Below are 16,049 nucleotides of genomic sequence, written 5' to 3' on the forward strand. Positions count from 1 at the left end.
AAGGAGTGTAGAAATGGCAGCGGATATCACAATGCTGATTTTAAGCCTTGTCTTTATACTAATCTCCTGCATTTTTTTCACAAATTCAGTAGAATGGATGGGGAAAAAATTAAATTTAAACCAAGGAGTAGTGGGAAGTATTTTAGCAGCTGTGGGAACTGCCCTTCCTGAAACAATCATTCCTATTATTGCCATTGTTTTTTACAGCGGAAAAGAAGCAAGTCAAATCGCCACGGGAGCAATTTTGGGAGCACCTTTCATGCTTTCAACACTGGGGTTTTTGATGACAGGAGCTGCAGTAATAATTTATTCATCTGCAAGTAAAAGAAGTCTTAAAATGAATGCAGACCCCAATGTCTTCAGACGGGATTTACAGTATTTTATACTGATATATACACTGGCAATATTTACTTCTGTGTTTAATCAGTTCAACGAGGTACGAATCATCTCAGTTGTAGTTCTGCTTTTTATGTATCTCCTTTATGTAAGAGCCACCTTTAATGGAGGAAGCAAAGTCGAAGAAAACGTAGAGGAGCTTCTATTCTCGAGGATTTTTAGTGTACCTTCCTCTTTGCCCTTGATAGTAATTCAGCTAATCATCTCACTTTTTGGCATAATCTTTAGTTCTCATCTGTTTGTAGCTTACGTAAGGGACCTTTCCTATTTAATGGGGGTATCGCCTTTAATACTTTCTATTATAATAACACCTATTGCAACAGAATTGCCTGAAAAGTTCAATTCAATAGTATGGGTAGGACAAAAAAAAGATACTCTCGCACTTGGGAATATAACGGGTGCAATGGTTTTTCAATCATCTATTCCAGTTATTATAGGGATTTTGCTTACCCCATGGAATATAACAGGAACGGCTTTTTTAAGCGCAACTTTAGCATTAACTTCTGCTACTTTAAACCTATTATGGATAAATGTGAAAAAGTCGATAAGCCCTTTTATACTAATGAGTGGCGGTATACTTTACATGGTATTTTTATTAAGTATAATTCATTAACTCTACTTATATTGACACGAGCAAGGTTTGCATGATACAATCTAACCTGTAAACTAAAAGACCTTTGCGGTTGGCAAGTCTTATGACTTGTTCAAGAACTTCGGGCTTCTTGGGTGGGAAGCTCATCTTAAAGGTGAGTTTTCCACTTTTTATTTTACAAAATAATACAAATAATAATATAAAAGGAGGATGTATTGTGGTCATTGCTGCACTCTTAGTAATATTATTGATGATTCTAATTTTGCCTCTGGTAAACAAGTATATAGAGCACAACATCGAATATTTTCTTTTTTCAATGGGGGTTGCTGCAGCATTTGTATCAGGAGCATTTTCTTATGACCTGATAGCTCACATATTTAAAAATCATCTTTTGTATTTAATAACAGTAGCTGTATTTTTATCAGGGCTTTTATTTGAAATATTTAAAGATAAATTTAAAACGCTTATAGAAATAACAATAGCTCGTATTCCCCTCAAAATATTCGTATTTTTGGTAATTGTCATCCTCGGTTTAACAGCCAGTATAATCACAGCCATAATAGCCTCAATAATATTAGTGGAAATAATTCACCTGTTGCCATTAAAACACAAAGACAAAGTGGTGATTACCGTCATCGCTTCTCTTTCAATAGGGATGGGAGCTGCACTAACACCAATTGGAGAACCTTTAGCTACAATAGCCACTTCAAAATTAAATGAAAGCTTCCTTTACCTTTTTACTACCTTAGGCATTTACATCATACCAGCTATATTGGTTCTGGGCTTTTTGGGTCTATTCTACATTAATAAATTAGAGAAAAGTAGTCTCATTATAGAAGAAAATTATATGAAAGAAGCAGAAGAAATTAGAAAAATCGAGAAATTTCAATTTATCTTTATCCAAACCTTCAAAATTTTTATCTTTATCCTGGCATTGGAACTTTTAGGTGCAGGATTTAAACCTGTTATTGACAATTATATAATTCATCTTGATAGCCGACTTTTGTACTGGATAAACATGCTATCTGCGGTGCTTGACAACGCAACACTGGCAGCAGCCGAAATTTCTCCTCACATGACAACAGAACAAATCCGAGCAATATTGATGGGGCTTTTAATAAGTGGCGGCATGTTAATCCCCGGAAACATACCCAATATCATATCTGCAGGAAAGCTTAACATAAAAAGCCGCGAATGGGCTTTGGTAGGAATTCCTCTATCTTTAATCGGGTTGATTATATATTTTATTGTCCTTTTTGTAATTTGATTTTATTTTACTCTATTTGTCAGCTTCCCTATTCCCTCTATTTCAATTGTCACAACATCTCCTGCCTTTAAGGGCCCAACACCTGAAGGAGTGCCAGTCAATATGACATCTCCCGGGTTTAGAGTCATTATATGAGATATAAAACTCACAAGCTTAAATACATCAAATATCAAATACTTTGTATTGCTCTTTTGCTTTACTTCCCCGTTTACATATGTAGTTATATTTAAAGAAGTAGGGTCTAGGTCTGTCACAATCCAAGGCCCTATAGGCAGAAAGGTATCAAAAGACTTGGCTCTTGTCCACTGGCCATCTTTTGCCTGCAGATCTCTTGCTGTCACATCATTTGCTATAGTATAGCCAAGTATGTAATTTTTTGCTTCCTCTATAGAAACATTTTTAGCTTTTCTTCCTATGACAACAGCCAATTCTCCTTCATAATCCACCCTTCGAGACATTTCAGGAAGAATTATGTAATCATCAGGCCCAATTACTGCAGTGGAAGGTTTTATAAATAAGGTGGGTTCCTCTGGAATTTTATCCCCCATCTCTTCTATGTGGTCTTTATAATTTAAACCTACGCATATAGCCTTAGAAGGAATACAGGGAGGAAGAAGTTTTATTTCATTTAATCTATATAAAAAAGTTTCCCCTTCCTTCAATAAGATGACCTTGCCGTTTTCCAGGATACCATAACTGTCAGGTTCTTTATCCACTCTCACAATCTTCATACAACGTTCCCCCTTTAAATAGATTTGAATAGTATTTTACCATAAAAAAGATAATAAAAAAATAGCCTAAAAAGGCTTATTTTCGGTTTTTTATATATTCACCTACTTTTTTATCTTCTTTGTTTATATGATTGACAAACCAGTCTACAAGGGTTTTGTTAACGGTCATTACAACCGAAAGACTAACTCCTTCTCTTTTTATTCTTTCATCTAGATCTTCTACTTTTTTAACAAGGTCTTCATGAATTTTCTTATGCTCTTCATACATAGGATACTGATATTTTTTCATAAGATTTTCTTCATCTTTAAAATGTTTTACAGTATAATCTTTGAGAAATTGCATCACTTCTACTACCTTCTCTTTCCCCTGCTGCCTATTGCAGGCTTCCAAGACATCATTTATCTTCCGTATGAGCTCTTTGTGCTGACTATCTATAGTTTCGTTGCCTATTGACAGGGACTCGGTCCACTTTATCATCTAATTTCCTCCCCTATAAAAACTGTCGATTCAATTTTAAATCTTTTTCGACAAAAAATCAATAAAAATTATTCATACCGTAAAGCCTCAATTGGATTGAGATTAGCAGCCTTATTCGCAGGATACACGCCAAAGAAAAGTCCCACCAAAACTGAAAAAGAAAAAGATATCAAAATCGTGCTCAAAGTAGGGTTTGCATCTATATTCATAGCCTTCCCTAAAGTCACTGCTAAAATATATCCTGCTATAATTCCCAATATTCCACCCAACCCACTTAAAGTTAAAGATTCAATAATGAACTGTAGAAGAATATCTCTCTTTTTTGCCCCTAATGCTTTTCTTATCCCTATCTCTCTCGTTCTTTCTGTAACCGATACAAGCATTATATTCATTATTCCAATTCCACCGACTAAAAGTGAAATCCCAGCAATTCCTCCAAGAAGTAAACTCAGCGTAGTAGTAACACTATTTACCGTTGATAAAATCTGTGACTGGTCAATTATCCTAAAAGCACTGGTATCGCCTTTAAAAACCTCCAACAGGTGATTATTTATCATATTTTTGGCTATTTCTACAGTATCAGGATTTGACGCCCCAATATATATTTGCCTTATATTTTTATTTTTTGCGAAATAAAACATCGTCTTTATTGGAATAAATATTGCGTCATCGTCTGAACCTGCAATTGAAGATCCTTTTAATGCTAAAACTCCAACTACTGTAAAAGCCTGACCGTTTAATTTTATAGTTTTCCCAACTGGATCTGTAAACCCAAACAATTCTGTCGCAACATTGTGCCCTAAAACCGCAACTTTATTTCTTCCCTCATCATCCATTGGCGAAATAAATCTTCCTTCAGCTACCTGTATGCTGCGAATTGCCTGGTAATCACTATTTACTCCATTTACCATAACAGAATCTACTGAATTGTTGCCGTACTTAGCAGTGACATTTGAAGAGATGACAGGTGAAACCGCTTTTATATAATTCCCATCTTTTAATGTCATCGCTTGCTCATAAGTGAGAGACGCTTGAGATCCGCGTCCCATAACACTCACCATTATGAGGTTTGACCCCATGCTCTGAATTTGGGAAGTTACACTCTTTGTAGAACCCTGCCCTATGCTGACCAACGCTATCACAGCTGTAACACCTATTATGATTCCCAACATTGTCAAAAACGACCTTAACTTATTGCTAAGGATACTCCTTATAGCAATTTTCAATGCCTGTACATATCTCACTGCGCCTTCACCTCATCCCCTAGAATGCGCCCATCTTTTATTCTCACTATCCTCTTTGCCTGAGCTGCTATATTTGGGTCGTGAGTGACAACCACCACTGTATTACCTCTTTCATTCAATTCAGTTATTATTTTCATTATCTCATTTCCACTTTTTGAATCTAAATTCCCTGTAGGCTCATCTGCTAAAATTATACGAGGATTATTAGCCAGTGCTCTAGCTATAGCAACCCTCTGCTGCTGACCCCCTGAAAGTTCATTGGGCCTGTGCTTCATCCTGTCTTTAAGCCCTACAAGCTCTAAAAGCATCTCTGCTCTCTCTCTTCTCTCCTTTGCAGGAACACCTTTGTATATCATAGGCAGTTCTACATTTTCTAAAGCAGTCATCCTCTGCAGCAAATTGAAGTTTTGAAATACAAACCCTATTTCACTGCATCTCAAATCTGCCAGCTGATTATCAGTAAGCTTACTTGTATCAATACCATTAAGGAAATATTCACCAGATGTCTTCGTATCAAGACAACCTATTATGTTCATCAATGTCGTCTTACCTGAGCCCGACTGTCCTACAATTGAAACAAATTCACCTTCCCGGATATCCAAATCTATTCCATCTAATGCCCTTACTTCATTCTGCCCGATTCTATAAATTTTTGTTAAATTTCTCATTTTTATCAGTACTTTATCACTATTCATCTATTATTGCCCCCTGAGGAAGAGTTGTTCTGCCATGACCTGTTAAAGCTTCCTCCTTGAAAGCTTCCACTCGGCCTTTCAGTATTTCTATTGAATCCTCCCTGTGGCCTCATCATAAAATTAAAGCCTTGGGGATTTCTATTGTTACTATTAGCCAAAGAGGAGTTCAAAGGAATTAACACCCTGTCGCCTTCCTGCAGTCCACTTACTATTTCTACAAAATTGTTGTTGTGAATTCCTGTTTCTATAAACCTTATATTATTTCTAAACAAGTTCCTCATATTATTGGCATTGGCATCAGAAAGATTTTGATCTTTCATATCATCTGTATAGAGTATCACATACTGTCTATTTCCCAGCGTCTGTACTGCCTGTATAGGGAGGAGTAAAACATCGTTTTTTTCTGCAACTGTAATAGCTACATCCATTGACATACCAAGCATTAGATCCTCACTCGGGTCTACCTGTATAGTTACATTGTACGATGCAACGCCATTCTGTATAGTTGGCAACTGTGATACTTGAGATACCGTTCCACTAAATACCTTTCCTGGTAAGTCATCAGTTGTAAGCTGGACCTTTTGACCTATTTTTATATTCTTAATATCTGTCTCATCAACGGAAAGGTTCACAATATATCCCGAATTGCCTACGATTACTGCTGTATCTGGCTGGCTCTCATAAGATGAAAGCTGTGTAATGTCCAAAACAGGCACAAAACCTGTCTGCACGTAAGAAGCATTGAGATTATTATTGCCTGCGTTACTGCTAAAATTCCCCAGAACATCTCCTTCTTTTATGTTCTGACTTAATATTTTCCCATCAATTGGAGAATAAATCTTTAAACTCTCAATCTGCTTTAAAATTTGATTATAGTTATTTTGAGCCTGCATTACTTTTATTTTGTCGCTTTGTATTTGAGCATCACTTATATTGCTTGAAGAAAGCTTAATTAAAACCTCTCCCTTTCTGACATTCTGCCCTGATGAAACATATATTTTTTCCACAGTTCCTGAAACTTGCGCTGTGACATTAGTCCCGCTATTACCAGAAGGTTGTCCTTCTTCGCTTCCATTAGATTTATTAACATTAACTACTGCAACTGGCATACCTGGAGTGACATCTTGGCCTTCTTTTACCAAAATTTCTACTACTCCGTCAACAGGAGAAGTGATGCTAAGTTTTGCAACAGCGCTATTGTAATTTTTTGTGTCCTGATTTAATTGTTGAGTCGCCAAATCAAGATTTAATTTAGCCTGTTCCAGCTGATTATTTAAATTATCGTCCTCAAGTTCATATAAAAGGTCACCTTTTTTGACTGAATCGCCTACATTAAAATACACCTTTTTTACAACTCCGTTTTTTAAAGTAATCGCTCTCACATCTCCTGTTAAATTACCTGTACCGGTAATTGTCATGGAAATGTTTCCTCGAGTAACAGTTACGTATGGAATCTGTGAAGAAGTAGAAGTTTTGGTTTTGTTTAGAAAATAAAATGTAGCAATACCTGCAATTAGAAGGATAGCGACAATTACGTATGCATACTTCCTTTTCATATTGCCACCTCTTTAATCGAAAGGTTTGTGTAAATATACTAGCAGAAAATTATGATACAAAAATTATAAATATGTGAGAAATTTGTGTGCAAAAAGGTCCGCTGACTTTTAGCGGACCCTTATACTTTTATGTACTTCCACTTTCCTGCTCTAAACCTAAAAATGTACATTATAGAACGAACTATAAAATCTGTAAAAACTCCAATCCATATACCATAAATACCCATACCAAAATTTTTAGCTAAGAAAGACCCCATCACAATTCTGAAAAGCCAAAGACCCACTACAGTAGTGATTACAACATAGGATATATCGCCTGCAGCCCTTAATACTCCCGCCATCACCACCATAATTGCAAGAAAGGGTTCTACTACTGCAAATATTTTTAAAATGCTAGCAGACACTCTTATAACTTCCGGATCGGTAGTATAAAGCGCTGCAAGCTGCTTGGAAAAAACAAACATAAACACACCTATAGCAGAAATAACACCGATAGAAATGTTTCTTGAAACTTTAGCATAAGTCTCTGCCATATCAAATTCTTCTGCCCCAAGACTTCTCCCTACTAAAGCCGTAGCCGCAATAGAAAAACCAAATATTGGCATAAACGCAAGGCTGTTCGCATTCATTCCTATTTGATAGACAGCTATAGCTGTCGTGCCCATCGTGGACACTATTATCTGAACTACTAAAAATCCTCCCTGCATCACCAGCTGCTCTAAAGAGGCAGGAATTCCTATCCTTATAATTCTCTTCATCATATCAAAATCCAATTTAAAAGGACTCCTCACAATTATCTTGGCTTGATTTTTGCCAAAATAAATTAAATAAGCTAAAATTACCCCTCCTGCTACGCGGGCGATTGTCACAGCCCAAGCAGCTCCTTTAACACCAAAAGGTGGTATTATATAGCCGCCTCCGTAAGACACTCCAAAAACTAAAAGAAAGTTTAAAATGAGGTTTATAATGTTTACAACTGCACTAACATACATGGGGGTTTTTGTGTCTCCTGCCCCTCTCAATGCTCCTCCTAATATAAGAGCAACAACCATAAAAGGAAAACCTATAAGAGCAATTCTGTAATACAAAATAGCAAAATCAAAAACATCCCTCTCAATCTTCCCAAATAGAGTCTTTATGATAGAAATGTCAAAAGCATATCCTAAAAGTGTAAATAAAAGTGTCAAAAAAATCGCCATTATAAAAGACTGCAATGTAGCAGTCTTAACTCCTTCTGTATCTTGCTCACCAACAAGCCTTGCGACAACTACTGTAACACCCGTCGAAAGCCCTGCAAAGACTGCCTGTAAGAAAAAAATAACCATGTTTATAAGCCCTACAGCGGCAAGGGCGGCAGGGCTTATGCGCCCAACAAATATGGTAGAAATCATCCCTACTGCCATCACAAGCATCTGCTCAGCTATCGAAGGCCAGGCAATTTGCATTACTTCTCTTGCTACATTTCGCATTTCCTCTTCTTTTGCTTCCAATTCAATCCCCCCTATTTACTTACCTTATTCACCTTTTAGAAGTTCACTCCCTCTTTTTATGACTTTCTTTCCCATTTTTCTATTTATCTCCTCTACTACGTTTCCAGCTTTTATAATTTTAACTACTCCTTTATCTAAAAAAGACAATTGCTCGTACTTTATAGGACTTAAATTGGATACAGATAGTCCTATCAACCTTACATATTGCTCTAGTTTCCAGTTTCCCAATATCTCCTTTGCTATTTTATATATATCTTCACTAAACTTCATATATTTATCTACAGTCTTACTTCTTGTGTGAACAGCAAAATCCGCGGTTTTAATTTTCACAGTAACTGTTCTACAATAAAGCCTTTGCTTTATAAGCTCTTCAGAAACAATCTCAGAAAATTCTTTTAAATACTGCATTAGCAGTTCTTTACTCTTTGTATCTCTTTCCAAAGTCTTTTCTTTCCCTATGGACTTGACCTCTCTCATAGTTTCGACAGGCCTCTCATCAATACCCCTAATGCGATTGTATATCTCTACCCCTGTTTTCCCAAAAAGCTTTATAAGATCTTCTTGAGAAAGTTTTAATAAATCCTCTATCGTATCTATTCCTATACTTCTTAGTTTCTCCGCAGATTTTTCTCCTATTCCATGAACTTTTGTAACAGGAAGAGGTTTTAATATTTCCGGAATCATATCCTCTGTTATAACCATTAAACCATCTGGTTTATTCCAGTCAGAGGCAAGTTTTGCAAGAAATTTGTTGTAAGAAATGCCTACAGAAACAGTGAGACCTGTCACATCCTTTACTCTCTTCTTTATTTCCAGGGCAATATCTTCAGGATTTTTGTCAACATATGTAACATCTAAATAAGCCTCGTCTATAGATACAGGCTCTACAAGGGGAGTTATGTCGTATAAGATTTTAAAAATCTGTTCTGATACTTCTTCATATCGTTTTCTCCTGACAGGCAAAAAAATGCCCTGAGGGCACAGTTTTTTTGCCATGTACATTGGCATAGCAGAGTGAATCCCGTACTTTCGAGCTTCATAAGAGCATGTGGAAACAACACCTCTTCCTGATAATCCTCCAACAATGACGGGTTTCCCTCTGTATTCAGGATTATCCTGTTGTTCAATGGACGCAAAGAAAGCGTCCATATCAACATGGATAATCTTTCTTTTCATAAATTTCCCTCATTTCATCTCATATTGGGAAAACCCAACTGCCTTAAGGCTTCATACACTATTATAGCAACGGAATTAGATAAATTAAGGGATCTCCAGAGGATTTTCTCGTGCATCGGTATGCGTATACAGTCCTCGTAATATTCATCTATGAGCCACTGAGGCAAGCCTGTCGTTTCTTTTCCAAAAATCAAAAAAGCTTCATCTTCATATTTGACTTCATGGTAGTATTTGTTTGCTCTTGTAGTAGCAAGGTAAAACTTCTTCCCTTTATGCTTTTCCAGAAACTCCTTAAGGTTTTCATATACCGTGAGGTCCAGTAAAGGCCAATAGTCAAGCCCTGCCCTTCTTACATCTTTCTCATCTATACTAAAGCCCAAAGGTTTTACAAGGTGAAGTCTGCTCCCTGTAAGTACACAGGTTCTTGCAATATTACCCGTATTCTGGGGAATCTCTGGTTCAACAAGGACTACGTTAAGTGCCATTCATTAAACCCTCCAAAACACAAGTTCCTTTTTTATTATATCACAAACCTTTTACAAAACTAAAAAGCGGAGGAGGACCCTCCGCTTTTTCATTTAGTTTTCTCCCTGTTGCTCAAGCTGTACGGTATCATTGTCAGGTGCATTTGCTTTTTCAGTTTCTCCAGCTTTTTCTTTTTCATGCTTTTCATTGTCCTGTGCTAATACAGCGCCATTTCCTGCATCGACTTTCACATCAACTACGCCGCTATTTGTCTTAATCTCTACGCTGTACACAAGGTATCCATTTTCATTGTCAAGGCTTACCTTCTCGACTGTTCCTGGTACTACCTTTAATGCTGCCGCTTTTGCTTCATCAGCAGTTATTTTTGCAAGGGAAGAAAGCTGTGCGCTCTCTTGTGCTTCATTGTCTTTTACAGCCTCACTGTCTTTCCCATTATCCTGTGGATTGGCAACTTTGATTGTCCCCTGGTAAACTGGTTGCTGCTCTTCTACGTTCTGCTGGTCATTCGAAGTAGCTACCTTTGTTGCTGTTACTGCTGGAGGATTGGAGGGAGAAGTCTGTGCCTTTGCAATCCCTTGATAAGTAGCGCCTCCTATCAACCCTAATGCCATTGCACCTGCTACCATGTAGCTTATCAACTTTTTACTCATTTTTACCACCCTTTCATTATTTTTTGTTGATGTGTATCATCAACTTTCAATTTCATTTTATAATCCCAACATTAAAACAACATTAATGAAAAATTAAAGCAAAATTAATTTTAAAATTGACTCCTTCCAAAAATAGTGCTATTATTTTCTAAGAAAATAGCACAGCATAAAGGAGGGATTTGTCTGGAAGGCATCGTGCGCTTTGGCGTTTCCATGGAGTCAAAGCTTTTAAAGCAGTTTGACGAACTGATTGAAAAGAAAAATTATAATAACAGGTCTGAAGCCATAAGAGACCTCATTAGAGACTTCATAGTAGAAAATCAGTGGGAAGCAGAGGATGTTGAGACAATAGGTACAATAACCTATGTGTTCAACCATGAGGTTAGAGAAATTAACGATAAACTCACAGATATGCAGCACAAACACTATAAAAACATCATATCCACTATGCATGTGCATCTAGATGAGCACAACTGTATAGAAGTCATGATAGTAAAAGGCAAGGCAAAAGAAATTGTAAAGATCGCCGACGAAATAATAAGCACAAGAGGAGTAAAGCATGGAAAGCTTGTAATGACTACAACCGGTAAAAATTTGTGAGAGGTGGTAATTTATGCATATACCTGACGGGTACTTGAGCCCTCAGACATGCGCTGTAATGGGGGCCGTCATGGTTCCTGTTCTCTATAAAGCCGTAAAAGAAGTAAATAAAGAACTTGATAAAAAGGACATACCGGCAATGGCAATAGGTTCAGCCTTCTCTTTTACAGTGATGATGTTTAACGTCCCAATACCTGGAGGTACAACGGCTCATGCCATTGGCTCTACTCTTCTTGCGATAGTATTGGGACCCTGGGCTGCAGTCATCTCTGTGACGGTGGCTCTCATAATACAGGCTCTTCTCTTCGGTGACGGAGGAGTACTGGCTTTAGGAGCAAATACTTTCAATATGGCTTTTCTAGCCCCCTTCGTTGGATACGGAGTTTACAAGCTTATGATGCGCCTTAAATTAAACAAAGTTTTATCCTCCGCAATAGGAGCATATGCTGGAATAAATGCAGCAGCTTTTGCAACGGCAGTAGAGCTTGGCATACAGCCAATCCTTTTCCACACAGCTACAGGAAAAGCCCTTTATTTCCCTTATGGACTTAACATATCTATTCCTGCTATGATGTTTGCTCATCTCACTGTTGCAGGTTTCGTAGAAGCTATTGTCACAGCTTTAGTTATAAACTATCTGGAAAAAGTAGGAGAAGATAATATACTCTACCAGTACTCCTACAGGCTAAGGGGTGAAAAAAGATGAAAAAGCTTTATATCATAGCTTTAATGATTATTCTCCTTACTCCTTTAGGCCTTCTAGCTTCCGGTTCTGCGTGGGGTGAGTGGAGCCTCGATGAAGTCAAAGAAATGATAGGATATGTACCTGAAGGCATGAGTAAATTTGCAGAACTAGTGAAAGGCATACTGCCTGATTACAGTATTCCTGGCTTTGACGCCAATTTCTTTCAACAGGCGATAGGCTATGTATTTTCAGCCATCATAGGCATTGCTGCGATACTCCTCATCTTTGCCATATTAGGAAAATTGATGGGAAGGGCTCAGAAGAAAAATGAATAAATTTCTGGAGAAGACTATCTTGAGTATTCATGGAGCTTTCGAAGATTTCTTTTATTCTGATGAAATAGCATCAAAAACTGGCCTCATGCAGTCATTAGATCCAAGAATAAAACTTTTATCTATTTTACTTCTCATTGTAATAGCTAACTTTGGAAAAAGCATTCTTTTTCTTTCAGTATTTGCTATTTATACGGTAGTTCTAGCTTTTCTTTCAAAAATACCTTTGAAAGCCTATATAAAAAGAGTTGCTGTTATCTCAATAATCTTTACAGGAATAATACTTCTACCTTCAACTTTCAACTTTTTTGAAAAAGGAAGTCCTCTAATTTACTTTGGCAAAAACTTGTACATCACAAAAGAAGGCGTTTTAGCTTCTCTTACACTCATGATGAGGTCATTTGTCTCTCTATCTTTTGTGTACATTTTGTCCCTGTCGACAAAGTGGACAGATATATTAAAGGCCTTCAGATCTTTTCATCTGCCGCAAGTTTTTACCACAACTCTTGAGATGGCCTTCAGGTATATCTTTTTGTTTTTAGAAGTCTCTTTAAATACATTTTTAGCACTTAAAAGCAGAAACGTAGGAAAAATAACAGGAAAAGATGGCAGGAAATTTGTCGCTTCTGTCATCGGGAATATTTTAATACGATCTAATGAACTTACAGAAGAAGTATACAAAGCGATGGTCTCAAGAGGTTATAGAGGAGAATACAAAACCTTCTCTCCTTTTAAAATTACCCCATGGGATTACATTTGGATTTTGTTTAATTTGATTTTTGTAATATCCCTATTTAATACCAAATTATAAAGTCTTACAGGAGGAGATCTTGTAAATTGGATACAGTTTTTGAACTAATAAACGTATCTTACTTTTACACAAGAACAATTCCTGCTTTAATAGACATAAGTTTTGACGTGAAACTTAAAGAAAAATTGTTTATATTAGGTGCAAATGGAAGTGGTAAATCCACTCTTTTAAAGCTAATGGATGGACTAATTTATCCTCATGAAGGTCAAATACGATTTTTTGGAAAAGTGATTGGAGATAAAAGAACCTTTGACGAATATGAATTTAGAAGAAGAGTGGGGTTTGTCTTTCAAGATTCTGACATTCAGCTTTTTAACACAACTGTGTTTGATGAAATAGCTTTTGCACCCCTACAGATGGGAATGAAAAAAGAAGAAGTAGAAAAACTAGTAAATGAAATTCTCATTTCCTTTGGAATTGAAAAACTAAAAGATAGCCCCCCTCACAGGTTAAGTGGTGGAGAGAAAAAAAAGGTAGCACTAGCTTCTATTATAGTGATAAACCCTGACGTTTTGCTCTTAGACGAACCAACTAACGGCCTTGACCCTCGCTCAAAAAAGTGGCTTTTATCAAAATTAGAAGAATTAAACCGTGAGGGTACCACTCTTGTCATCGCTACCCACGACCTTGATATGGCAAAAAAATTTTCAGACAGAATAATAATACTAAATGAAGAACATAAAATAGAAGCTATAGGATATCCTGAAGAAATTCTCAATAATGAAAAGCTCCTTCTTAAAGCCAATTTAATCTGAATAAAAATAGAGTAGGCTCTTACGCCTACTCATTTTATTCTCTTCTTTTCCCTTCTTTTGCAAAAATAGCATCATTCATGTCCCTTTTAACTTGTATAAGCCATCTTTGGGATTCACTTTTGCTTTCCCTTATCATATAAAATTAAGAATTTGATTTACTATTCCACCTACTAAAATCGCAATAATTATATTCGCAAAAACTACCCACCACGTCTTCTTCCAGCCAATTGTCTTTTTTAAAGCGGCAATTGTCGCAATGCATGGAAAATACAGCATCGTCACAATCCCAAATACAATCATCTGCTTGGGAGTTAAAATCTGTGACACCTGCGTCGTACCGGCCAGTGTGAGAAGCATTATTAAAGTGAGTTCCTTTCTTAAAATCCCAAAAATCAATACTATGCCAACTATTGAAGGAAGTCCTAACCACTTAACCACTATGGGATCCATCACATATGAAACATACTTGAATATTCCCGAATATTTTAATATCTCTAAAGCCAAACTTCCTGCTACAATTATTGGCAAAGCTACATACAAAAAGTCTTTTATTCTAAACCATATCTGCTTCAATGTGGGCTTTAAAGCAGGCATTCTGTAGCCAGGAAGTTCCATTATGAGGTCATAGGGTTTCCCAGGCGCTATTTTATTCGCAAAATATGCTGCCACATATACTACAAGCACATCAAGAGCAAATACGGCTAAAGCATATTGGGGCCCCATAAAAACTCCTATTGTCCCTAATATTATAACAATGCGAGCAGAACATGGAACAAGTGTTGACATAAAAGAAGCTATGAATATTTCCCTATCTGTCTCCAAAATTTTTGTCCCTAACACAGCTGGTACATTGCATCCAAATCCCATCAGTACAGGAATTAAAGCTTTCCCATGCAGCCCTACTTTATGCATTACTTCGTCCATTAAAAATGCAATCCTAGCAAGATATCCCGTATTCTCTAGTATAGACAAAAATACATAAAATGGAAATATATAAGGGAGCACAATAGTAACTGCAGAAATAAACCCCTCTGCTAATCCATTCCATATAAAGTCTTTGTACATCTCCGAAATATGGAGGTTATAAACCAAGGGCTTAAACTGGTCAAAAAAGTCCTCCAATATACCTGAAAAATATTCTCCGAATTTAAATATGCCGTAAAATGACAGGAATACAATTATCGCCATAGAAATGTAGCCCCATATCTTGTGAAGAGCCACATTGTCTATAAGGTCTGTCCAGGTAATTCTATGGTGAATCTCTGAAACAGTTTCACTTGCGATGTACGAGGCTATGTCATACCTGTCAGCAGTAACTAAAGTCCCAATTGGACTTTCAAATTTTGACTTCAAATCTCTAAGTATTTCTTCCATCTCTTTATAAGCTTGTTCCCCTGAAGGAGTGCTTTTAAGTTTTTCAATTATATCTTCATCTTCTTCCATTATCTTCAAAGAAATCCACAAAGGATGAAAAGATTTTACAAGAGAAACATTATACTTCACCAGAATTTTATAAATCTTCATTACATACTCTTTTATTTCTGGTCTATACTTTAACACCTTTTCACTTTCTATATCATAAGCAAAAACATCTTCTTCTTTATAAGAATCAACTACTTCAAGCACCTTATCTATTAATTCTCGAAGCCCTTTCCCTTTTGTAGCAATAGTCTCTACAACAGGAATTCCTAAAAGCTTTTCCAGTTTCTTTACATCTATATCTATTCCTTTTTTTAAAGCGTAATCTATCTGATTTAAAGCCATTACCATTGGCACATGTAGTTCCAAAAGCTGAAGAGTGAGAAATAAATTTCTCTCGAGGTTAGAAGCATCCACTACATTTATAACTACATCCGGCTTTTCAAAGGCTATAAACTCGCGGGATATAATCTCTTCCTGAGAATAAGCCGAAAGAGAATAAATCCCTGGCAAGTCTATAATTTTTATGATTCTTCCCTTGTAACTTAATGTGCCCTCTGCTCTTTCTACAGTTTTTCCAGGCCAATTGCCTATTATCTGCGTCATACCCGTCAACTGATTGAAAATGACGCTTTTCCCCACATTTGCATTACCAGCTAGTGCCACAACTATTTCTCTTTTCATAG

At 36.7% G+C, this 16,049-nt stretch carries 17 protein-coding genes and 1 other annotated feature; of the genes, 7 read left to right on the forward strand and 10 right to left on the reverse strand.

What is annotated here, in order from left to right; translation table 11 throughout:
* The first annotated feature begins 13 nt into the window (after positions 1-13).
* Together ACPLVE_RS01440 and ACPLVE_RS01445 are read left to right on the forward strand one after the other, a co-directional pair.
* Positions 14-1,009: a sodium:calcium antiporter gene (locus ACPLVE_RS01440; protein ID WP_424609187.1), complete on the forward strand. Its 996-nt coding sequence runs from the start codon at positions 14-16 to the stop codon at positions 1,007-1,009.
* 68 nt (positions 1,010-1,077) lie between these two features.
* Positions 1,078-1,132: a sequence feature (sodium ion sensor (DUF1646 type); this cis-regulatory element may regulate processes involved in with the transportation of sodium ions), on the forward strand.
* A gap of 73 nt (positions 1,133-1,205) precedes the next feature.
* The gene (locus ACPLVE_RS01445) at positions 1,206-2,255 is read left to right on the forward strand and encodes a DUF1646 family protein (protein WP_424609189.1); all 1,050 of its coding nucleotides are present in this window, start codon (positions 1,206-1,208) and stop codon (positions 2,253-2,255) included.
* 2 nt (positions 2,256-2,257) lie between these two features.
* Here the strand turns inward: ACPLVE_RS01445 and ACPLVE_RS01450 are convergent, their stop codons facing one another.
* The 9 genes from ACPLVE_RS01450 to ACPLVE_RS01490 all read right to left on the reverse strand — a co-directional run bounded on the left by ACPLVE_RS01450 (position 2,258) and on the right by ACPLVE_RS01490 (position 10,761).
* Positions 2,258-2,986 carry a fumarylacetoacetate hydrolase family protein gene (locus ACPLVE_RS01450; protein WP_424609191.1) on the reverse strand — a complete coding sequence of 243 codons (729 nt, stop codon included), beginning with the start codon at positions 2,984-2,986 and terminating at the stop codon, positions 2,258-2,260.
* Between the two features lie 76 nt (positions 2,987-3,062).
* Entirely contained in the window at positions 3,063-3,461 is a 399-nt protein-coding gene (locus tag ACPLVE_RS01455; protein ID WP_031313979.1) for a bacteriohemerythrin, read from the reverse strand.
* A 71-nt stretch (positions 3,462-3,532) separates the two neighbouring features.
* Positions 3,533-4,708, reverse strand: a complete 1,176-nt coding sequence (locus ACPLVE_RS01460; RefSeq protein ID WP_170271808.1) for an ABC transporter permease — start codon at positions 4,706-4,708, stop codon at positions 3,533-3,535.
* Positions 4,705-5,403, reverse strand: coding sequence for an ABC transporter ATP-binding protein (locus ACPLVE_RS01465; protein ID WP_009609996.1), 699 nt, complete (start codon positions 5,401-5,403; stop codon positions 4,705-4,707). The genes ACPLVE_RS01460 and ACPLVE_RS01465 overlap by 4 nt, the downstream gene beginning before the upstream one ends.
* Positions 5,400-6,959 carry an HlyD family efflux transporter periplasmic adaptor subunit gene (locus ACPLVE_RS01470; RefSeq protein ID WP_424609194.1) on the reverse strand — a complete coding sequence of 520 codons (1,560 nt, stop codon included), beginning with the start codon at positions 6,957-6,959 and terminating at the stop codon, positions 5,400-5,402. The genes ACPLVE_RS01465 and ACPLVE_RS01470 overlap by 4 nt, the downstream gene beginning before the upstream one ends.
* A gap of 119 nt (positions 6,960-7,078) precedes the next feature.
* The gene (locus ACPLVE_RS01475) at positions 7,079-8,449 is read right to left on the reverse strand and encodes an MATE family efflux transporter (protein WP_424609196.1); all 1,371 of its coding nucleotides are present in this window, start codon (positions 8,447-8,449) and stop codon (positions 7,079-7,081) included.
* Between the two features lie 24 nt (positions 8,450-8,473).
* Complete coding sequence (locus ACPLVE_RS01480) at positions 8,474-9,625, reverse strand: DNA polymerase IV (RefSeq protein WP_424609198.1); 1,152 nt, start codon at positions 9,623-9,625, stop codon at positions 8,474-8,476.
* Positions 9,626-9,639: 14 nt separating this feature from the next.
* On the reverse strand, positions 9,640-10,110 hold the full coding sequence (trmL, locus tag ACPLVE_RS01485) for a tRNA (uridine(34)/cytosine(34)/5-carboxymethylaminomethyluridine(34)-2'-O)-methyltransferase TrmL (RefSeq protein WP_424609200.1): 471 nt from the start codon (positions 10,108-10,110) through the stop codon (positions 9,640-9,642).
* A gap of 93 nt (positions 10,111-10,203) precedes the next feature.
* On the reverse strand, positions 10,204-10,761 hold the full coding sequence (locus ACPLVE_RS01490; protein ID WP_424609202.1) for a PepSY domain-containing protein: 558 nt from the start codon (positions 10,759-10,761) through the stop codon (positions 10,204-10,206).
* A gap of 183 nt (positions 10,762-10,944) precedes the next feature.
* Between ACPLVE_RS01490 and nikR the strand changes: the two genes are divergently transcribed.
* Genes nikR through ACPLVE_RS01515 form a run of 5 tightly spaced genes read left to right on the forward strand, consistent with a single transcriptional unit; the run spans position 10,945 to position 13,944 of the window.
* Positions 10,945-11,361: a nickel-responsive transcriptional regulator NikR gene (gene nikR, locus ACPLVE_RS01495; protein WP_424609438.1), complete on the forward strand. Its 417-nt coding sequence runs from the start codon at positions 10,945-10,947 to the stop codon at positions 11,359-11,361.
* Between the two features lie 13 nt (positions 11,362-11,374).
* Positions 11,375-12,067, forward strand: a complete 693-nt coding sequence (gene cbiM / locus ACPLVE_RS01500; protein WP_424609204.1) for a cobalt transporter CbiM — start codon at positions 11,375-11,377, stop codon at positions 12,065-12,067.
* Positions 12,064-12,381, forward strand: a complete 318-nt coding sequence (locus tag ACPLVE_RS01505; RefSeq protein ID WP_424609206.1) for a PDGLE domain-containing protein — start codon at positions 12,064-12,066, stop codon at positions 12,379-12,381. Before cbiM ends, ACPLVE_RS01505 begins: the two co-directional genes overlap by 4 nt.
* A complete protein-coding gene (cbiQ, locus tag ACPLVE_RS01510; protein ID WP_424609208.1) occupies positions 12,374-13,189 on the forward strand; it encodes a cobalt ECF transporter T component CbiQ in 816 nt (271 codons plus the stop codon). The genes ACPLVE_RS01505 and cbiQ overlap by 8 nt, the downstream gene beginning before the upstream one ends.
* Positions 13,190-13,215: 26 nt before the next feature.
* Entirely contained in the window at positions 13,216-13,944 is a 729-nt protein-coding gene (locus ACPLVE_RS01515) for an energy-coupling factor ABC transporter ATP-binding protein (protein WP_424609210.1), read from the forward strand.
* A gap of 132 nt (positions 13,945-14,076) precedes the next feature.
* Here the strand turns inward: ACPLVE_RS01515 and feoB are convergent, their stop codons facing one another.
* Positions 14,077-16,047 carry a ferrous iron transport protein B gene (feoB, locus tag ACPLVE_RS01520; protein WP_424609212.1) on the reverse strand — a complete coding sequence of 657 codons (1,971 nt, stop codon included), beginning with the start codon at positions 16,045-16,047 and terminating at the stop codon, positions 14,077-14,079.
* Positions 16,048-16,049 lie beyond the last annotated feature (2 nt).

Origin of the sequence: Caldanaerobacter sp., assembly GCF_049701115.1 — a bacterium.
Lineage (GTDB): Bacteria > Bacillota > Thermoanaerobacteria > Thermoanaerobacterales > Thermoanaerobacteraceae > Thermoanaerobacter.